General features: G+C 57.8%; 14 protein-coding genes. 6 read left to right on the top strand and 8 right to left on the bottom strand.

The genetic code is table 11. The annotated features are described in order from the left end of the window. The 7 genes from B9Z39_RS03710 to B9Z39_RS03680 all read right to left on the bottom strand — a co-directional run bounded on the left by B9Z39_RS03710 (nt 1) and on the right by B9Z39_RS03680 (nt 4955). Nucleotides 1–1005, bottom strand: a complete 1005-nt coding sequence (locus tag B9Z39_RS03710; RefSeq protein ID WP_108300756.1) for an ABC transporter substrate-binding protein — start codon at nt 1003–1005, stop codon at nt 1–3. 46 nt (nt 1006–1051) lie between these two features. Continuing rightward, the gene (locus B9Z39_RS03705; protein ID WP_100147995.1) at nt 1052–1855 is read right to left on the bottom strand and encodes an ABC transporter ATP-binding protein; all 804 of its coding nucleotides are present in this window, start codon (nt 1853–1855) and stop codon (nt 1052–1054) included. A gap of 113 nt (nt 1856–1968) precedes the next feature. Further along, nucleotides 1969–2730, bottom strand: coding sequence for an alpha/beta fold hydrolase (locus B9Z39_RS03700; protein ID WP_100147996.1), 762 nt, complete (start codon nt 2728–2730; stop codon nt 1969–1971). Next, a complete protein-coding gene (locus B9Z39_RS03695; RefSeq protein ID WP_100147997.1) occupies nt 2727–3035 on the bottom strand; it encodes an ATPase with chaperone activity in 309 nt (102 codons plus the stop codon). The genes B9Z39_RS03700 and B9Z39_RS03695 overlap by 4 nt, the downstream gene beginning before the upstream one ends. Next, nucleotides 3036–3380 (bottom strand): hypothetical protein, encoded by a 345-nt coding sequence (locus B9Z39_RS03690; protein ID WP_108300755.1) that lies wholly within the window; start codon nt 3378–3380, stop codon nt 3036–3038. Nucleotides 3381–3385: 5 nt separating this feature from the next. After that, complete coding sequence (locus tag B9Z39_RS03685) at nt 3386–3901, bottom strand: hypothetical protein (protein WP_146183273.1); 516 nt, start codon at nt 3899–3901, stop codon at nt 3386–3388. Between the two features lie 430 nt (nt 3902–4331). Next, the gene (locus B9Z39_RS03680) at nt 4332–4955 is read right to left on the bottom strand and encodes a tyrosine-type recombinase/integrase (protein ID WP_108300753.1); all 624 of its coding nucleotides are present in this window, start codon (nt 4953–4955) and stop codon (nt 4332–4334) included. Nucleotides 4956–5431: 476 nt separating this feature from the next. Between B9Z39_RS03680 and B9Z39_RS03675 the strand changes: the two genes are divergently transcribed. The 6 genes from B9Z39_RS03675 (at nt 5432) to kdpE (ending at nt 13627) form a co-directional block, all read left to right on the top strand. Beyond that, nucleotides 5432–5530: a potassium-transporting ATPase subunit F gene (locus tag B9Z39_RS03675; protein ID WP_108300752.1), complete on the top strand. Its 99-nt coding sequence runs from the start codon at nt 5432–5434 to the stop codon at nt 5528–5530. Continuing rightward, the gene (gene kdpA / locus B9Z39_RS03670) at nt 5530–7329 is read left to right on the top strand and encodes a potassium-transporting ATPase subunit KdpA (RefSeq protein WP_108300751.1); all 1800 of its coding nucleotides are present in this window, start codon (nt 5530–5532) and stop codon (nt 7327–7329) included. The genes B9Z39_RS03675 and kdpA overlap by 1 nt, the downstream gene beginning before the upstream one ends. A gap of 32 nt (nt 7330–7361) precedes the next feature. Beyond that, nucleotides 7362–9455: a potassium-transporting ATPase subunit KdpB gene (kdpB, locus tag B9Z39_RS03665; RefSeq protein ID WP_108300750.1), complete on the top strand. Its 2094-nt coding sequence runs from the start codon at nt 7362–7364 to the stop codon at nt 9453–9455. A gap of 17 nt (nt 9456–9472) precedes the next feature. Then, nucleotides 9473–10087, top strand: a complete 615-nt coding sequence (gene kdpC / locus B9Z39_RS03660; RefSeq protein ID WP_108300749.1) for a potassium-transporting ATPase subunit KdpC — start codon at nt 9473–9475, stop codon at nt 10085–10087. 76 nt (nt 10088–10163) lie between these two features. Next, nucleotides 10164–12923 (top strand): DUF4118 domain-containing protein, encoded by a 2760-nt coding sequence (locus B9Z39_RS03655; RefSeq protein ID WP_108300748.1) that lies wholly within the window; start codon nt 10164–10166, stop codon nt 12921–12923. Then, on the top strand, nt 12920–13627 hold the full coding sequence (kdpE, locus tag B9Z39_RS03650; protein ID WP_255416778.1) for a two-component system response regulator KdpE: 708 nt from the start codon (nt 12920–12922) through the stop codon (nt 13625–13627). Before B9Z39_RS03655 ends, kdpE begins: the two co-directional genes overlap by 4 nt. A 499-nt stretch (nt 13628–14126) precedes the next feature. Here kdpE and glmS read toward each other — a convergent pair whose 3' ends face one another. Then, on the bottom strand, nt 14127–15998 hold the full coding sequence (gene glmS, locus B9Z39_RS03645; RefSeq protein ID WP_100148000.1) for a glutamine--fructose-6-phosphate transaminase (isomerizing): 1872 nt from the start codon (nt 15996–15998) through the stop codon (nt 14127–14129). Nucleotides 15999–16001 lie beyond the last annotated feature (3 nt).

Below are 16001 nucleotides of genomic sequence, written 5' to 3'. Positions count from 1 at the left end.
TTACTTTCCAGAAACGAACTGGTTGGTGTAGAGGTCTTTCAACGGTGCGGCTTTGGGGACCACGCCGTTGTCGACATAAAACTTTTGCAACTCACCCAAACGTGTTTCGTCCATTTGGCCAGGGACTTTTTGTTTGGCGTAAACGTATTGGTTGTACATCTCGAAGGCTTTCAGGATGGAAGCCTCTTTGCCTTTGTGCGCAGGCACGTGAGCCACGTAGACCGCCGTGGCGGCCTTGGGATCGGCCATGATGTCTTTCATGCCCTTGATCGTGGCGCGTACCAATTTTTGAATCAGCTGCGGGTTCTTTTGGATCGTCTCGTCAGACGCCAAGATGGCTTGCGCCATGCTCTTGAAATACACATCGGCGGGCAAGATGTCGACTTGGGCACCGGCCTCCATGGCGCTCACGGTCCAGTCCGGCACACCGGCCATGCCGACCGCTTTTTTGGCTGCGAACTGTTGCCACACACCGGCAGGGCCAGCGGCCTGGATGTTCACATCGTTCTTGGTCAACCCCACTTTGCTGAGCATGCCCAGCAGCGCGTAGTAGGTGGTGTCGGTATAGGCCAGCACGGTGACGGTTTTGCCTTTGAGCTCGCGTGGGCTTTCAATTTTTTCGTCTTTGTGCGTGACCAGCTGCGTGAGTGAGCCCGCGCCCAACACGGCCACGGCTTTGACCGGAATGCCTTGTGCACGCGCAATGATGGGGGTGTCGCCGATGGCACCACCAATCACGGCGTTGCCAGCACCGACTTGCTTGGCCACGTCCACACCACCCCGGCCCGTGACGAATTTCACATCCAGGCCCTCAGCAGCGTAATAGCCCTTGGCTTGCGCAATCATCCAGGGACCAAAGGCAGGCAAGGTGCTGGGGGCTGGCAAGAGGTAGGTGATTTCTTGCATGGCTTGGGCTTTGGCCAGCATGGGCAAAGCCAAGGCAGCCGAGGCCGCCAGCGCCAAGGCAAGGCGACGACTCTTCAAAGTGGTGACAGTACGGCTCATGCAAGAACTCCTAAAGGTTGGGTGAAGAAGCGTTTAAAAAAATGACTCAATGAACTTCGGTGTTGGCATCGAGTTTGAGCAAGTCCATGAGCATGGCCACGTAATGCCCCACACGGTCGTCTTTGCGACGCTGCATGGGGTTGTCACGCCCTGGAATGTCTACCTTGATTTGCTCGACGATGGTGCCGGGGCGCTCGCTCATGACCAAGATACGGTCAGACAAAGCCACCGCTTCGGCCAAGTCATGGGTGATGAACAACACTGTTTTGCCTTGCTGCGACACGGTGCGCGCCAAGTCTTGTTGCAAGATCATTTTGGTTTGCGCGTCGAGTGCCGAAAACGGCTCGTCCATCAACAGCACCAGTGGGTCTACCGCCAAAGTGCGGGCCATGGCCGCGCGTTGACGCATGCCCCCCGACAGCTGATGCGGGTAGTGACCGCCAAACCCTGTGAGGTGGCACTGCGCCAGCAACTGGGCCGACACCTCATGGCGCTGCGCCGCATCCACGCCTCGTAGCTCCAAACCAAATTCAATGTTTTGCGCAATCGTGCGCCAAGGCATGAGCAAGTCTTTTTGGAGCATGAAAGCGACATGCTTGTTGGGACCATTGACCACTTCGCCAGCCACTTTGACAATGCCCGCACTGGGTTTGGCCAGGCCCGAGCCCATGTTGAGCAAGGTGCTCTTGCCGCAGCCCGAAGGACCGATGATGGAGACCACTTCGCCGGGTGCGACGGCAAACGTCACATCGCGTGCGGCCAAGACCTCGGAAGGCGTGCCAGGCACGCCAAAGCGCTTGTCCACACCGATGAATTCAATGGCCGATGTAAGGGCCTGTGCATCGCGCATACGGATCTCCTGTATTCGCTGAATTTGTTTCTTCAATGAAACACTGATTCATTAAGGAAATATTATTGACCCCACACTGAGTAGCGTCAAGAATGGCCCGCAGTTTTTGAAGGTTATTGGGTGCTGGCTGGGGTTGAGGCTTGGCTCAACCAATCGATCAGCAGTTGCGACGAAGCAGCGGGCCGCTCCATGGTGGCCATGTGGCCCGCATCCAAGATGGTGTGCACGCGTGGGTGCGCAGGGATATACGAAGCAATTTCTTCGTGCTGTGACGGTGGTGACCAGCTGTCTTGTTGACCACAAGCCACCAAGGTGGGAATACGCAAGGCCGCCAGCACATCCATGGTGTCAGGGCGGTTGAGCAGCGCCTGAATTTGGTTAGCAAACACATCCGCTGATTTGCGCGCCAACATGGCGACGATGGCTTCGATCAAATCGGTATCGGACAAACGCTCAGGGGCCACCATACCCTGCACCCACACTTGCGCCATGGCACGCACACCTTGCGTACGCGCAATATCGAGCAAGGCGTAGCGTTTGCGCGCCTCCTCCTCACCCACGGCCCCAGCGGCCTTGGCTTTGTAGCCGGTGTCGAGCAAGGCCAGGCGTGTCACACGCTCGGGCGCACGACGCATCACCTCCAGCGCCACGCGGCCGCCCATGGAGTGGCCAGCCATTGCAAACATAGGTGGAGCGGTGGCCAGCAGTTGGTCGGCCATCGTGCCCAAACTGTCCGCCATGCCGTGGTCCACGATGTGGCAATCGGCATACGCTGCCAATGAGGGCAACAAAGGGTTCCAAACAGCGGCATCACACATGAGGCCAGGAACCAGCAACAGTGCTTGGGGTGAAGTAGCGCAGGAAGTAGGTGTCATGATGGGGCGTGAGTATCCCAGTTCAAAAGCTCTGCCAAACGGCGAATCACCCACTCAGCCTCCATGGCTGACACGGCAGAGACATCGGCCAGCAGGCCTTGGTAGCAGCGCGCTAACACCTCTTGGGTATCCAGCCCCTGGCTGAATTGCACGGTTTGTGCGTGTTCAGTCAGCAAGTTGGCCATGTCTTCACAGATTTCGTAGCGCTGCGCCACCTCTTGGTGGCTGGCACTGGGCTTGGTTTGCCCGGGGCGGACAAACAGGGCGATGAATGACGAGGGAATGTCGATTTGTGAGTCGGACATTCAGTTGGTGGTCACCGCTTTAGCCATCGCCTCGCCCACACGGTCGAAATACTTTTCAGCCGCCTGTGTAGGAACCAAGTACTTTTTGCGACGGTTGGTGCCCCGATGCTCCATGTCAATCAGGCCTACTTGTGCAAGCTGCGTCAGTTTGCGATGGATGGTGGCAGGAGACGCAATGTCGTCCAGCCGCATGGCATCCATCACCTTCAAAGGGTCACCTTCGCTGTGCTTGACGGCAATGATTTCGAGCAGCTTTTTAGCTTCCAGATCGATGGAAGATAACGCGTCCGTTTCGCCTTGGAGCGCCTCAACAAGCGCCAGAAAACTGAGGTATATATTTTTCATGGAGATTAATCCTTATGAAGTCGCACTAGCACGAACTTTAACAAGAAACTAGTCAGAGCGAGCACCAAAACGGTGCCAAACCATTTGCCGACAGCCATAACAGCAACAGCTAGAAGGAAATTCTCGGTTCTGCCATTCCAAAAAAACCACAGTTGAATGAGGGTTGAACTCAACAAAGAGAACAGTATGGTCATTTTGAAAATAATTTTTGGCGTCAAGCCAGCCAAATTGACGTCCAGCTTGAACCACTCCACGGCCAAATAGCGTGCCAGCAAAGGTGTGCCTGCGGACAGCAAGCACGTGACCACCGTGAACACGTAGTCACCATTGAAAAAGTAGACGTAATTGATGGCCAACGAACCCAAAAAAATGCCGACCGCCCCAACCTCAAAAAACACCAACACCAGCAACAAACGCAAACCACTGGGCAAGTAAATCCAATGCACGCGGTGGGTGAACAGCAGGTCCGAAAACAAAATACCGTTGAGTTCAAACGACGCAAAGTAGGCAGCAGCAGACATCAACACAATCATCAACTTTTGTGTGATGGATAAATTTCGTAAAAGGCCCTGTTGCATCGCAGCAAACTCCAACTTTTTTTGTTTATGAAGACATGACGGTTATCTTGAAAGATAACACTCGGCAAAGGGGGAGGACAAGATGCTCACCACACCTACTGGGATACCACCAAGCCTGGTATTCTGGACAAATAAAGTCGTAAACAGGGGCCTAGCATTCATGCGGGTTTGCGGGCTGTTGGAATTTAGAGACGGAGCTTTAAAGTCGTAAACACGCTTTCTTCCTGGGTCCGAACCTAGGCCCTTCACTTAGGGGATTGGCACTTAAAGTTCAGCCCCATTGTTTGACCGGTCTGGGCCAGTTGCAGTCACTTGCGAATGGCCGGTAACTGGCAGCCAAAATTGGCGAGAGTCACCGGCCCGGTAAATGCGTTCAAATCTCCGTTTGCTCTGAAAGTTCCAGGGCGTCCTCGACCTCGATGCCAAGGTACCGAACTGTGCTTTCCAACTTGGTGTGCCCCAGAAGCAACTGCACAGCACGGATGTTTTTGGTGCGACGGTAGATCAAGGACGCCTTGGTGCGGCGCATTGTGTGGGTCCCATAGGCTGTTGGATCAAGACCGATTTCCTCGATCCAGGAATCCAATATGCGTGCGTACTGCCTTGTCCCCAAGTGCGGGGAGTCATGTACCCGACTTGGAAACAGGAAATCATCAGTGGCCAATTCCGCCTCCTTGATCCAGGCAGTAACGGCTTCTCTCGTTGGCGGTGTGATTTCAAACTGAACTGGCTGGAAAGTTTTCTGCTGCATGACAATCGCACGCGTAGAGACGCGGTCACCATGGCAAATATCTCGCACACGTAAGCGGACCAGGTCACATGCTCTTAGCTTGCTGTCTAACCCGAGGTCAAAGAGTGCCAGCTCTCTTGTCCTGTTTCCAAGTTGAAGCCGTATCCGAATGGCCCAGATGTCCTTTAGCTTCAGCGGCGCCTTCTGGCCAACAATCTTCCCTTTGTTCCATGGGACTTTGGTGGCTGAACTGATTTCACTGTCCATGATGCTCTCCTTAAGTTGAAGGGGAGAGCAACTGTGAACCGGCTACGCCAGTAGTCAATGCAATCACCACATTGGAAATACCTGACTGCTGACGTTCGTCATAGGCCCGTCGGTGCCCAAAGCAGCCATAGAAGTGCTGGTTTGCTTGAAGGTGTGCAAAGGTGAATTCGGATCAGAGAGCATCCTGATTTTCCTAGCCGTGATGCAGCATCACGGCCGTCACGAGTTTCCCAATCAATCCAAAATTTACGAAGCTGCCGTGCCAGCAATCGACTGCATTTTTACGGATTTTTTACAACTTTAGTTGCAGTCTCAACAGTACTTTTATACGCAAAAACACACACTAGATCCACCTAAATCAATAAGGGGTGAAGTATGGATACGGTGTTTATCGCCATGGTTGCAGGCTTCTGGCTTGCTACGGTGCTGATGGTCAAAGGGCTTACCAAACTGGCCAAGCCAGCGGGAGACCGGTCATGAATCTCTTGCACGTGTTGTATGGCGCAGGCGGCCTTTGTGCTGCGTTGCTCCTGGTGTACCTGGTCTATGCGCTGTTTTGCGCGGAGGAATTCTGATGACAAGCGCCGCATGGGGCTTGCTGGCCCTATTTATCACCGCACTACTTGTTTGCGCCTATCCCTTGGGTCTATGGATTGCCCGCCTTTGTGCGGGTCGCCTGCCACGGTGGGTGGATGCCATCGAGGCACCGCTTTACCGCCTGGCCGGCGTGGTGCCGCAGCAGTCCATGAAGTGGACGCAATACAGCCTGGCGCTATTGGCTTTCAATGCATTGGGTGTGTTGGCGGTGTATGCATTGCAACGCCTGCAGGGAGTGCTGCCCTTCAATCCGGCAGGCATGGCTGCGGTATCTGCCGATTCGGCCTTCAACACCGCCGTGAGCTTTGTCACCAACACTAACTGGCAGGGTTACAGCGGTGAAGCCACCATGAGCTACCTCACCCAAATGCTGGCACTCTCGGTGCAAAACTTTTTCTCGGCGGCCACCGGCATTGCGGTGGTGTTTGCATTGATCCGCGGCTTCGCGGCTCGCTCAACTTCGGTGATTGGCAACTTCTGGGCTGACATCACACGCGTCACGTTGTGGCTGCTGCTGCCTTTGTCGCTGGTGTTTGCAGTGGTTTTGGTAGGGCAGGGGGTGATTCAAAACTTTGATGCCTACAAAGAGGTGACTACCCTGGAGGTGACCCAGTTTCAGCAGCCTAAGGCGGATGCTGCAGGGCAACCCGTATTGGATGCCAAAGGTGCACCAGTGCTGGAGGACGCCAAAACAGACAAACAAACCCTGGCCATGGGCCCGGTGGCTTCACAAGAGGCCATCAAGATGCTGGGCACCAATGGCGGTGGTTTCTTTAATGCGAACTCTGCGCATCCCTACGAGAATCCAACGGCACTCTCCAATTTTTTGCAGATGCTGGCAATCTTTTTGATTCCAGCCGCGCTGTGTTTCACTTTTGGTGCTGAGGTGGGCGACAAGCGTCAGGGCTGGGCGGTGCTGGCCGCAATGACGGTTATGTTTGTCTTGGCAGTGGTTGCCATCACCCCGGCAGAGCAGGCTGGCAACCCCTTGCTGGCTGCGCAGGGTGTGGATCAGGCTTCCAGCACACTGCAAGCCGGCGGCAATATGGAGGGCAAGGAAACCCGCTTCGGGATCAACGCCACCAGTTTGTTTGCCGTGATCACCACGGCTGCTAGCTGCGGTGCCGTTAACGGCATGCACGACTCACTGACCCCCCTGGGCGGCATGGTGCCCATGGTGATGATGCAGCTGGGCGAGGTAGTGTTTGGCGGCGTAGGTACAGGCTTGTACGGCATGCTGGTATTTGCCATTTTGGCGGTGTTTATTGCCGGCTTGATGATTGGCCGCACACCGGAGTACCTGGGCAAAAAGATTGAGTCACACGAGATGAAGCTGACCTCGGTCGCGATTCTGGTGACGCCGATGCTGGTGCTGGTGGGTACCGCCATTGCAGTGATGACGGATGCCGGTCGTGCGGGCATTGCCAACCCCGGCGCCCATGGCTTCTCGGAGATTCTGTATGCACTTACCTCTGCGGGTAACAACAACGGCAGCGCGTTTGCAGGCTTGTCTGCCAACACACAGTTTTACAACACGCTGCTGGCGTTTGTGATGTGGTTTGGCCGCTTCGGCGTGATCGTGCCGGTGCTGGCCATTGCCGGTGCTCTGGCAGCCAAGAAGCGTTTGCCCACCACAGCTGGAACTTTGCCCACGCACGGCCCGCTGTTCGTGGTGCTGTTAATTGGCACGGTGCTGCTGGTTGGGTTGCTCAATTACGTGCCCGCCCTGGCGCTGGGCCCCATGGTCGAGCACCTGATGTTGTGGTCTGCGCACTAAGCCATCACAACACATTCACGGAGTATTTGAATATGAAAACCCAAACGTCTTTGACATTGCTCGATACAGCACTGGTCGGTCCGGCCATCAAGGCCGCCTTTACGAAACTAAGTCCTGCGGTGCAGTGGCGCAACCCGGTCATGTTTGTCGTCTACTTGGGCAGCATTCTGACCACTCTGCTTGGAGTACAGGCCCTGCAAGGGCAGGGTGAAGCGCCCGCTTGGTTCATCCTGAGTATTGCGGTGTGGCTGTGGTTTACCGTGCTGTTTGCCAACTTTGCAGAAGCCTTGGCGGAGGGACGCAGCAAAGCCCAGGCCGCATCGCTGCGCGGACTCAAACAAAGCACCTGGGCGAAAAAGCTCAAGGAACCGCTTTATGGGACAAGCTGGCTACCTGAGCAGGCAGAGAATTTGCGCAAAGGCGACTTCGTCCTCATTGAGGCGCCAGACCTGATCCCCATGGACGGTGAAGTGGTGCAAGGTGTGGCGACCGTGGACGAAAGCGCCATCACCGGCGAATCCGCTCCGGTGGTGCGCGAATCCGGCGGTGACTTTGCGTCGGTGACCGGCGGTACCCGCGTGCTGTCCGACTGGCTGGTGGTGCGAGTTAGTGTCAATCCCGGCGAGTCTTTTCTGGACCGCATGATCAGCATGGTCGAAGGCGCCAAGCGCCAGAAGACGCCCAACGAAATTGCGTTGACCATTTTGCTGGTGGCGCTGACCATAGTGTTTCTTGTCGTTACGGTGACGCTGCTCCCGTATTCGCTGTTCAGCGTAGACGCTGCGCAGTCCGGCAGTGCCGTCAGCATTACCGCACTGGTTGCTTTGCTGGTGTGCCTGATTCCCACTACCATTGGCGGCTTGCTCTCTGCCGTGGGTGTGGCAGGTATGAGCCGCATGATGCAGGCCAATGTAATTGCCACTTCGGGCCGCGCGGTAGAGGCTGCAGGCGATGTGGACGTGCTGCTGTTGGACAAAACCGGCACCATAACCCATGGCAACCGCCAGGCGTCAACTTTCATTCCGGCACCCGGTGTGACAGTGTCGCAGCTGGCGGCCTGCGCGGCACAGGCTTCACAGGCGGATGAGACGCCCGAAGGCCGCAGCATCGTGGTGCTGGCAGAGCGCTTGCGCAATGATGCGGGACACGCCGCGAGCCCAGCTACTTCCCTGGGTGCAACACCGGTCCCGTTCACCGCACAAACGCGCATGAGCGGCGTAGACATCACGATGGCAAATGGCAGCATATCGATGCTGCGTAAAGGCGCGGTCGATGCAGTGCGCAAATATGTGCAGACCGCGGGTGGCCAGATGCCTGCCGAGGTGCTCACCGCGGCCGATGAAGTGTCACGTCGCGGTAGTACGCCACTCGCCGTTGCTGATGGCAGCACCGTACTGGGCATCGTGGAGCTCAAGGACATTGTCAAAGCCGGTATCAAAGAGCGCTTTGGCGAGCTGCGCCGCATGGGCATCAAGACGGTGATGATTACAGGCGACAACAAACTCACGGCCTCGGCCATTGCTGCCGAAGCCGGTGTAGACGACTTTCTGGCCGAAGCCACGCCCGAGGACAAACTGGTGTTGATACGTAGCTACCAGGCCGAAGGCCGCATGGTCGCCATGACTGGGGACGGCACCAACGACGCACCCGCGCTGGCACAGGCCGACGTAGCCGTGGCCATGAACAGCGGCACACAGGCTGCCAAAGAGGCAGCCAACATGGTGGATTTGGATTCCAACCCCACCAAGCTGCTTGAAGTGGTGGAAACCGGCAAAGCGCTTTTGATGACGCGCGGCTCGCTGACCACCTTCTCGATTGCCAATGATGTCGCCAAGTATTTCGCCATCATTCCCGCGATTTTTGTAACGACTTACCCGCAACTTGCAGCACTGAATGTGATGCAGCTTGGCAGCTCCAATTCGGCCATTTTGTCGGCGGTGATTTTCAACGCGCTGATCATCGTGTTCCTGATTCCGCTGGCCTTGAAGGGCGTGAAATACCGCCCCATCGGCGCGGCAGTGCTGTTGCGGCGCAACCTGCTGATTTATGGACTGGGCGGCTTGCTGGTGCCGTTTGTCGGTATCAAGCTGATCGACATGCTGCTGGTCGCAGTGCATTTGGTGTAAACAAAAGAGAGTCCCTCATGACAAATACAACTTCCATCGTTTCCTTTGAAACCGGCAGCGCTCCGCAAGGAATTCTGCGTCCGGTCGTGGTCCTGTTTATTCTGCTTTCGGTCCTCACCGGACTGCTGTATCCCCTGCTGACCACGGTGGTAGCCCAAGGGCTGTTCCCAGCACAGGCAGCAGGAAGCTTGATCGTCAAAGATGGAAAGCCAGTCGGTTCTGCACTTATCGGCCAGAACTTCACCGACCCGGCACACTTTTGGAGTCGCCCGTCTGCCACCGGCCCGCAGCCCAACAATGCGGCGGCGTCCAGTGGTTCCAACCTCGGGCCGCTCAACCCCGCACTGGTCGAGGCCGTTAAGGGCCGCGTGCAGGCTCTGCGCGACGCCGATCCTGGCAATACCGCACCCGTGCCGGTAGATCTGGTGACGGCCTCGGCCAGCGGGCTGGACCCGCACATTAGCGTGGCCGCAGCCAACTATCAGGTCAACCGCGTGGCTGCTGCGCGCAAGCTGGAGGTGGCAAAGGTGCAGGCTTTGGTGGAGCAATCCACAGAGCGCCCCCTGTGGGGCTTGTTGGGTGAGGCGGGAGTGAATGTGCTGCGTTTGAACTTGGCGCTAGACGCTCTGTGAGCAGGGCGCTGTGGCGCTTGGCGTAACTTCTGGCACCAGCTTTCCCCGCCAATAAACGCTCAATAATCGAAGCACCATGGCCTCCATCTCCGACTCCCGCCCCAACCCCGACGTCTTGCTCGCGCAACTGCGCGAAGAGGCAGAAGCCGTACAGCGGGGCAAGCTGCGTATTTACTTTGGTGCCAGCGCGGGGGTGGGCAAGACATTTGCCATGCTCAGTGCGGCCCAGCGCGCGCATGCGGCAGGGCAATCGGTGTTGATCGGTTTGATAGAAACCCACGGCCGGCGCGAAACCGAGGCGCTGCTTGCCGACCTGCCCAGGCTGCCGCTGGCAGAAATTGCCTACCGCGGGCAGGTGCTGCTGGAGTTTGATATGGACGCTGCGCTGCAGGCCAAGCCTGCGGTGTTGTTGCTCGATGAGCTGGCCCACAGCAACGCACCCGGTTCACGCCACCCCAAGCGATGGCAGGATGTGCAGGAGTTGCTGGACGCCGGCATCGACGTTTGGACCGCGCTGAATGTGCAGCATCTGGAAAGCCTTAACGGAACGGTGGGCGCCATCACCGGCATTCGCGTGAACGAGACGGTGCCCGACACCGTGCTGGACGCAGCCGATGAATTGATTCTGGTGGACGTGACCGCCGACGAACTGCTTGCCCGGCTCAAGGCGGGCAAGGTGTATGTGCCGCAGCAGGCAGAGCGCGCCACACAAAATTTCTTCCGCAAGGGCAACTTGTTTGCCTTGCGCGAAATTGCACTGCGCCGTACGGCCGAGCATGTGGGTGACGATGTGCGCAGCTACCGGGCGCGGCAGCACCAGATTGCCAGCCGGGGCAATGCCAGTGCGGCAGCTTGGAATACATCAGGCGCGCTGCTGGTGTGCGTGGGACCCGGTGAAGGCGCGGAGCACGCCGTGCGCAGCGCTGCACGCTTGGCCGGCAAACTCAATGTGCGCTGGCACGCGGCGTATGTAGAAACGCCGCAACTGCAGCGCGCACCTGCCAGCGCGCGCGACCACACACTGGCGGTGCTCAAGCTCGCCGAAGAGCTGGGTGGCGCCACCGTTGTGCTAACCGGTGATGATGTGGCGCGTGTTCTGCTTGAGCAAGCGCAAACCCTAAATTGCGCCACGGTGGTATTGGGGCGACCCGCTCAGAGCGGGTGGAGCCGTGTGCAGCGGATGTGGAGCGCTACCCTGACCCGGCAGCTTGCAGACCTGGCGCCTACGCTTGATATTGTGGAGGTGGGTTCCACAGAAACAGTGCGCCGCATCGCGCCGCCGTTGCCGGTGGACAGTGCGCGTGATGACGAAGGTTTGGCCATTGCGGCGAACTGGCAGCGTTATGCCTGGGCCATAGGCGGATGCGTCATCACCACGTTATTGACTACGCCCATGCTGGCTTTGTTTGACTTGGCCAACATCGTCATGTTGTTTTTGCTGTGCGTGGTGCTGGTGGCGGTCAAGCTCGGACGTGGCCCTGCGATGCTCGCAGCGGTGCTTTCGGTGGCGGCGTTTGACTTCTTTTTTGTACCGCCGCGGTTTTCGTTTGCCGTCAGCGATGTGCAGTACCTGTTGACCTTTGCGGTGATGCTTGGGGTGGGGCTGCTCATCGGTCAACTCGCCGCCAACTTACGCTTTGCTGCCAGTGTGTCCGCCCACCGCGAGCGGCGCGCCCAGGCTTTGTTTGCTCTGACTCGCGACCTGTCTGCCGCACTGCAGACCGAGCAGGTGGTGGAGTTGGGCGAGGCGGCCGTAAAGCGTACCTTTGGCGGCCAGGTGCAGGTCTTGGTAACCAACGCCAATGACAGGCTTGCTCTTGACGGCAGTCTGCCGCAGGGTCTGGATGCCGGCATTGCCGACTGGTGTTACCAAAACGGCCAGCGGGCCGGGTTAGCGACCGCCACCTTGCCGTCCAACACCTGGCATTACGTGCCGCTTCAAGCGCCTATGCGCATACGCGGTGTGTTGGCCTTGCAGCCGGACCAGCCGCGCTGGTTGCTGATTCCGGAACAGGTGCAGCAGCTCGAAACTCTGGCACGCCAGATCGCCATTGCGCTGGAGCGCGTGCACTATGTCGATGTGGCGCAAAGCGCCGTCGTGCAAATGGAGTCTGAGCGTTTGCGCAATACGCTGCTGGCCGCCATGTCGCACGATGTACGCACGCCGCTGACAGCGCTCATCGGGCAAGCTGAAACGCTTGCGCAAACTGGTGGTCTCAATCCGGAGCAGCTCGCTATGGTCCGCTCCATGGGATTTGAGGCGCGTGAAATGAATGCGCTGGTTAGCAACCTGCTGGACATGGCCCGGCTGGAAAGTGGTACTGTGCAACTGCGTCAGGAGTGGCAGTCGGTGGAGGAGGTGGTGGGTACCTCGATTCGTGCAGCCCGCCATGCCCTAGGGGCGTTGGAAGTGCAGGCCGATATCCCACCGGATTTGCCGCTGGTGCAATTTGACGCGGCATTGATGGAACGGGCACTGGTCAACCTCTTGGAGAATGCTGCCAAGTACGGCCTTGCTTCGCCATTGCATGTACCTGCCATTTGCATTTCCGCGCGCACTACAGCCCACACGCTGGAGCTGAAGGTGCGCGACTTCGGCCCTGGCTTGCCGCCAGCAAGCATCGGCCATGAAGACACCTTGTTTGACAAGTTCACGCGTGGCAAAAGTGAATCTAGTACTCGTGGCGTGGGGTTGGGTCTGGCGATTTGCAAAGCTATCGTGAAAGCCCACCGGGGCAGCATCCGTGCGGCGCAAGCCAGCGGTGGAGGTGCAGAATTCAGTATCGTGCTGCCACGCAGTGCACCACCCGCATCTCTTGAAATGGAAGTCTCTTGAACCCGGTTGCCATCTTGATTGAAGACGAGCCGCAAATCCGCCGCTTTGTGCGCATGGCGCTGGAGGCCGAAGGCTGGCAGGTGCACGAGGCCGACACGGCCAAACGCGGCCTGCTCGATGCAGGTACCCGCAAACCCGACTTGCTGGTGGTCGACCTGGGACTGCCTGATGGTGACGGCCTGGACGTGATTCGAGATGTGCGCAGTTGGTCCAATGTGCCCATCGTGGTGCTGTCTGCGCGGGCTGACGAAACCGACAAAATTGCAGCACTGGATGCCGGTGCCGATGACTACCTCACCAAGCCCTTCGGTGTGGGCGAATTGCTGGCGCGGGTTCGCGCCAATTTGCGCAGGCCGCGCGCCAGCGCCGACGGCACTCATGACGCAGGCGGCAGCGAAGAGGACGCAATATTCCGATTTGGCGGCGTAGAAGTAGACCGGCAGTCGCGCATTGTGCGGCGCGATGGGGCTGAAGTTCATCTCACCCCGATTGAATACCGCTTGCTCGGCGCGCTGATTGCCAATGCGGGCCGCGTCATGACACAGCGCCAGTTGCTTATTGCAGTGTGGGGGCCTTCGCACACCGAACAAAGCCACTACCTGCGCATCTACATGGGCCACTTGCGCCAGAAGTTGGAGCGTGATCCTGCACAGCCAGAGCATTTGTTGACGGAGACTGCAGTGGGGTATCGATTAATGCGTTAATGCTTAATCTGGTATTTTGACGCGGTTACATCAAGCGATTGCGCGGCTGCAAATTAAGAAACAGCTCATTTGATGTGAGTCCTAATGCAGCTCTGCTAAATTAAATCAAATGACTGCTCGTGGTCAATGGCAGTTGTCCACTTTAAAGATTGGATTGCCTACAAGCGGTCATTGACGCCGTGACTTTGGGGATCGGCGTATGTCAGCAATCAGCCAGTGACTTCGGTGAACGCTAGGACCGCTTTGGGTCGAAACCTGCTGTCCAAATTGCTATCTTGCAGGATCTCCCGCCCAGATATAAGACGAAAACAGCCGTTGTGACTGACATTTACCGTGCGACGAATTAGGTTTTTGGCATTGCTAGCTCGGCAAAACCAAAAGTTGTTTACGACTTTAATCCGCGCTGTTGTCAATTTGGTACGCTGGAAACCCGCATGGATGCTAGAGGGCTGTTTACGACTTTATTTGCAAGGAATACCTGGGAAATGCACAACCTGCATCACTCCACTGTGACCGACTTCGCCAAGTTACGCGGCTTGTCCACATCGGTGCCCCGCGCACACGCCGTGTGGTACGCCAACAGTTGCAGCGGCACCACGTGCAAGATGGGCGAGAGCACGCCGTAGTGCTCAGGCATGCGGATGACGTGCACGCCTTCGCTGCTTTGAATTTTGGTGTCGCCGTCGGCCAGCACATACAACACGCCGCCGCGCGCGCGCACCTCTTGCATATTGCTTTTGAGCTTTTCCAGCAAGGCGTCGTTCGGGGCTACGGTGACCACCGGCATGGCACTGGTCACCAAGGCCAAGGGGCCGTGTTTGAGTTCACCCGCGGCATAGGCCTCGGCATGGATGTAGGTGATTTCTTTGAGCTTGAGCGCGCCTTCCAGGGCGATGGGGTAATGCGTGCCACGGCCCAAGAACAAGGCATTTTCTTTGGACGCAAAGTCTTGTGCCCACGCGATGAGCTGCGGTTCTAGGTTCAGCACGGCTTGCAAGGCGGCAGGCAAGTGGCGCATGGCCTTGAGGTGTTCGACTTCTTGCGCGTCGGTCAAATGGCCCTTGGTTTGCGCCAAGGCTAAGGTGAGCAAGAACAAGCCAGCCAGTTGGGTGGTGAAAGCCTTGGTGGAGGCCACACCAATTTCAGCCCCCGCGCGCGTGACATAGGCCAACTGGCACTCGCGCACCATGGCCGAGGTGGCCACATTGCAAATGGTGAGGGTGTGTGTGAGCCCCAGGCTTTGCGCATGGCGCAGCGCGGCCAATGTGTCCGCCGTTTCGCCCGACTGGCTGATGGTGACGACCAAGGTCTTGGGGTTGGGCACCGATTCGCGGTAACGGTACTCGCTGGCAATCTCCACCTGACAGGGCACTTTGGCAATGGCCTCGATCCAGTACTTGGCCACGCAGCCGCTGTAATAGCTGGTGCCACAGGCCAAGATCAGCACGTTGTCGATGGCTTTGAACACTGAATAGGCGCCGTCGCCAAACAACTCGGGCACGATGCCCTCGACCCCTTCCAGGGTGTCGGCAATGGCGCGGGGTTGTTCAAAAATTTCTTTTTGCATGTAGTGGCGGTAAGGCCCCAACTCGGCAGCACCGCTGTGGGCGTGGACAGTTTTGACGACACGGGTCACCGGCTGACGCGCCTTGTCAAACACCCAGTACTTGCCCAGTTGCAGGTCGACCAAGTCGCCCTCTTCGAGGTAGACAATTTGGTCGGTCACGCCGGCCAAGGCCATGGCGTCGCTGGCCAAAAAGGTTTCAGCACCGTCTTGACCAACGCCCAAGATCAAAGGCGAACCGGCACGCGCCCCAATGACGCGGTGTGGCTCGTCTTTGTGGAACACGGCAATCGCATAAGCACCGGTCAAATGCGCCAAAGCGGCTTTGACGGCTTCAAAAATGTCGCCGTTGTAGAGGCTGTCGACCAAGTGGGCAATGACCTCGGTGTCGGTCTGGCTATAAAACACATAGCCCTTGGCTTGCAGCTCAGCACGCAATTCGTCGTGGTTTTCAATGATGCCGTTGTGCACCAAGGCCACACGGCCCGGGCGTTGGTCAGCGTCAGCACCAGGCCCGTGGCTGAAGTGGGGGTGGGCGTTGTGCACCGCTGGCACACCGTGGGTGGCCCAGCGGGTGTGGGCAATGCCGGTGCCGCCTTCGATGTGGTCATCGGCCACTTGGGTCATGAGCTCAGACACGCGGGCGGTGCTGCGCGCACGCTGCAAGCCGCCTTGCTTAGCGCCCAAGCTGGCGGCATGCACGGCCACGCCACACGAGTCGTACCCCCGGTACTCCAGGCGCTGCAAGCCTTGAACAAGGATGGGGACGATGTTGCGCGATGAAACTGCTCCGACGATGCCGCACATGTT

The sequence above is a fragment of the Limnohabitans sp. JirII-29 genome (assembly GCF_003063395.1).
Lineage (GTDB): Bacteria > Pseudomonadota > Gammaproteobacteria > Burkholderiales > Burkholderiaceae_C > Limnohabitans.
This window is presented reverse-complemented; position numbering and strand designations above follow the sequence as displayed.

Coding starts and splice junctions, on each gene's coding strand:
- B9Z39_RS03710 (WP_108300756.1), bottom strand. CDS start 1,005: ATGAGCCGTACTGTCACCACTTTGAAGAGTCGTCGCCTTGCCTTGGCG.
- B9Z39_RS03705 (WP_100147995.1), bottom strand. CDS start 1,855: ATGCGCGATGCACAGGCCCTTACATCGGCCATTGAATTCATCGGTGTG.
- B9Z39_RS03700 (WP_100147996.1), bottom strand. CDS start 2,730: ATGACACCTACTTCCTGCGCTACTTCACCCCAAGCACTGTTGCTGGTT.
- B9Z39_RS03695 (WP_100147997.1), bottom strand. CDS start 3,035: ATGTCCGACTCACAAATCGACATTCCCTCGTCATTCATCGCCCTGTTT.
- B9Z39_RS03690 (WP_108300755.1), bottom strand. CDS start 3,380: ATGAAAAATATATACCTCAGTTTTCTGGCGCTTGTTGAGGCGCTCCAA.
- B9Z39_RS03685 (WP_146183273.1), bottom strand. CDS start 3,901: ATGTCTGCTGCTGCCTACTTTGCGTCGTTTGAACTCAACGGTATTTTG.
- B9Z39_RS03680 (WP_108300753.1), bottom strand. CDS start 4,955: ATGGACAGTGAAATCAGTTCAGCCACCAAAGTCCCATGGAACAAAGGG.
- B9Z39_RS03675 (WP_108300752.1), top strand. CDS start 5,432: ATGAATCTCTTGCACGTGTTGTATGGCGCAGGCGGCCTTTGTGCTGCG.
- kdpA (WP_108300751.1), top strand. CDS start 5,530: ATGACAAGCGCCGCATGGGGCTTGCTGGCCCTATTTATCACCGCACTA.
- kdpB (WP_108300750.1), top strand. CDS start 7,362: ATGAAAACCCAAACGTCTTTGACATTGCTCGATACAGCACTGGTCGGT.
- kdpC (WP_108300749.1), top strand. CDS start 9,473: ATGACAAATACAACTTCCATCGTTTCCTTTGAAACCGGCAGCGCTCCG.
- B9Z39_RS03655 (WP_108300748.1), top strand. CDS start 10,164: ATGGCCTCCATCTCCGACTCCCGCCCCAACCCCGACGTCTTGCTCGCG.
- glmS (WP_100148000.1), bottom strand. CDS start 15,998: ATGTGCGGCATCGTCGGAGCAGTTTCATCGCGCAACATCGTCCCCATC.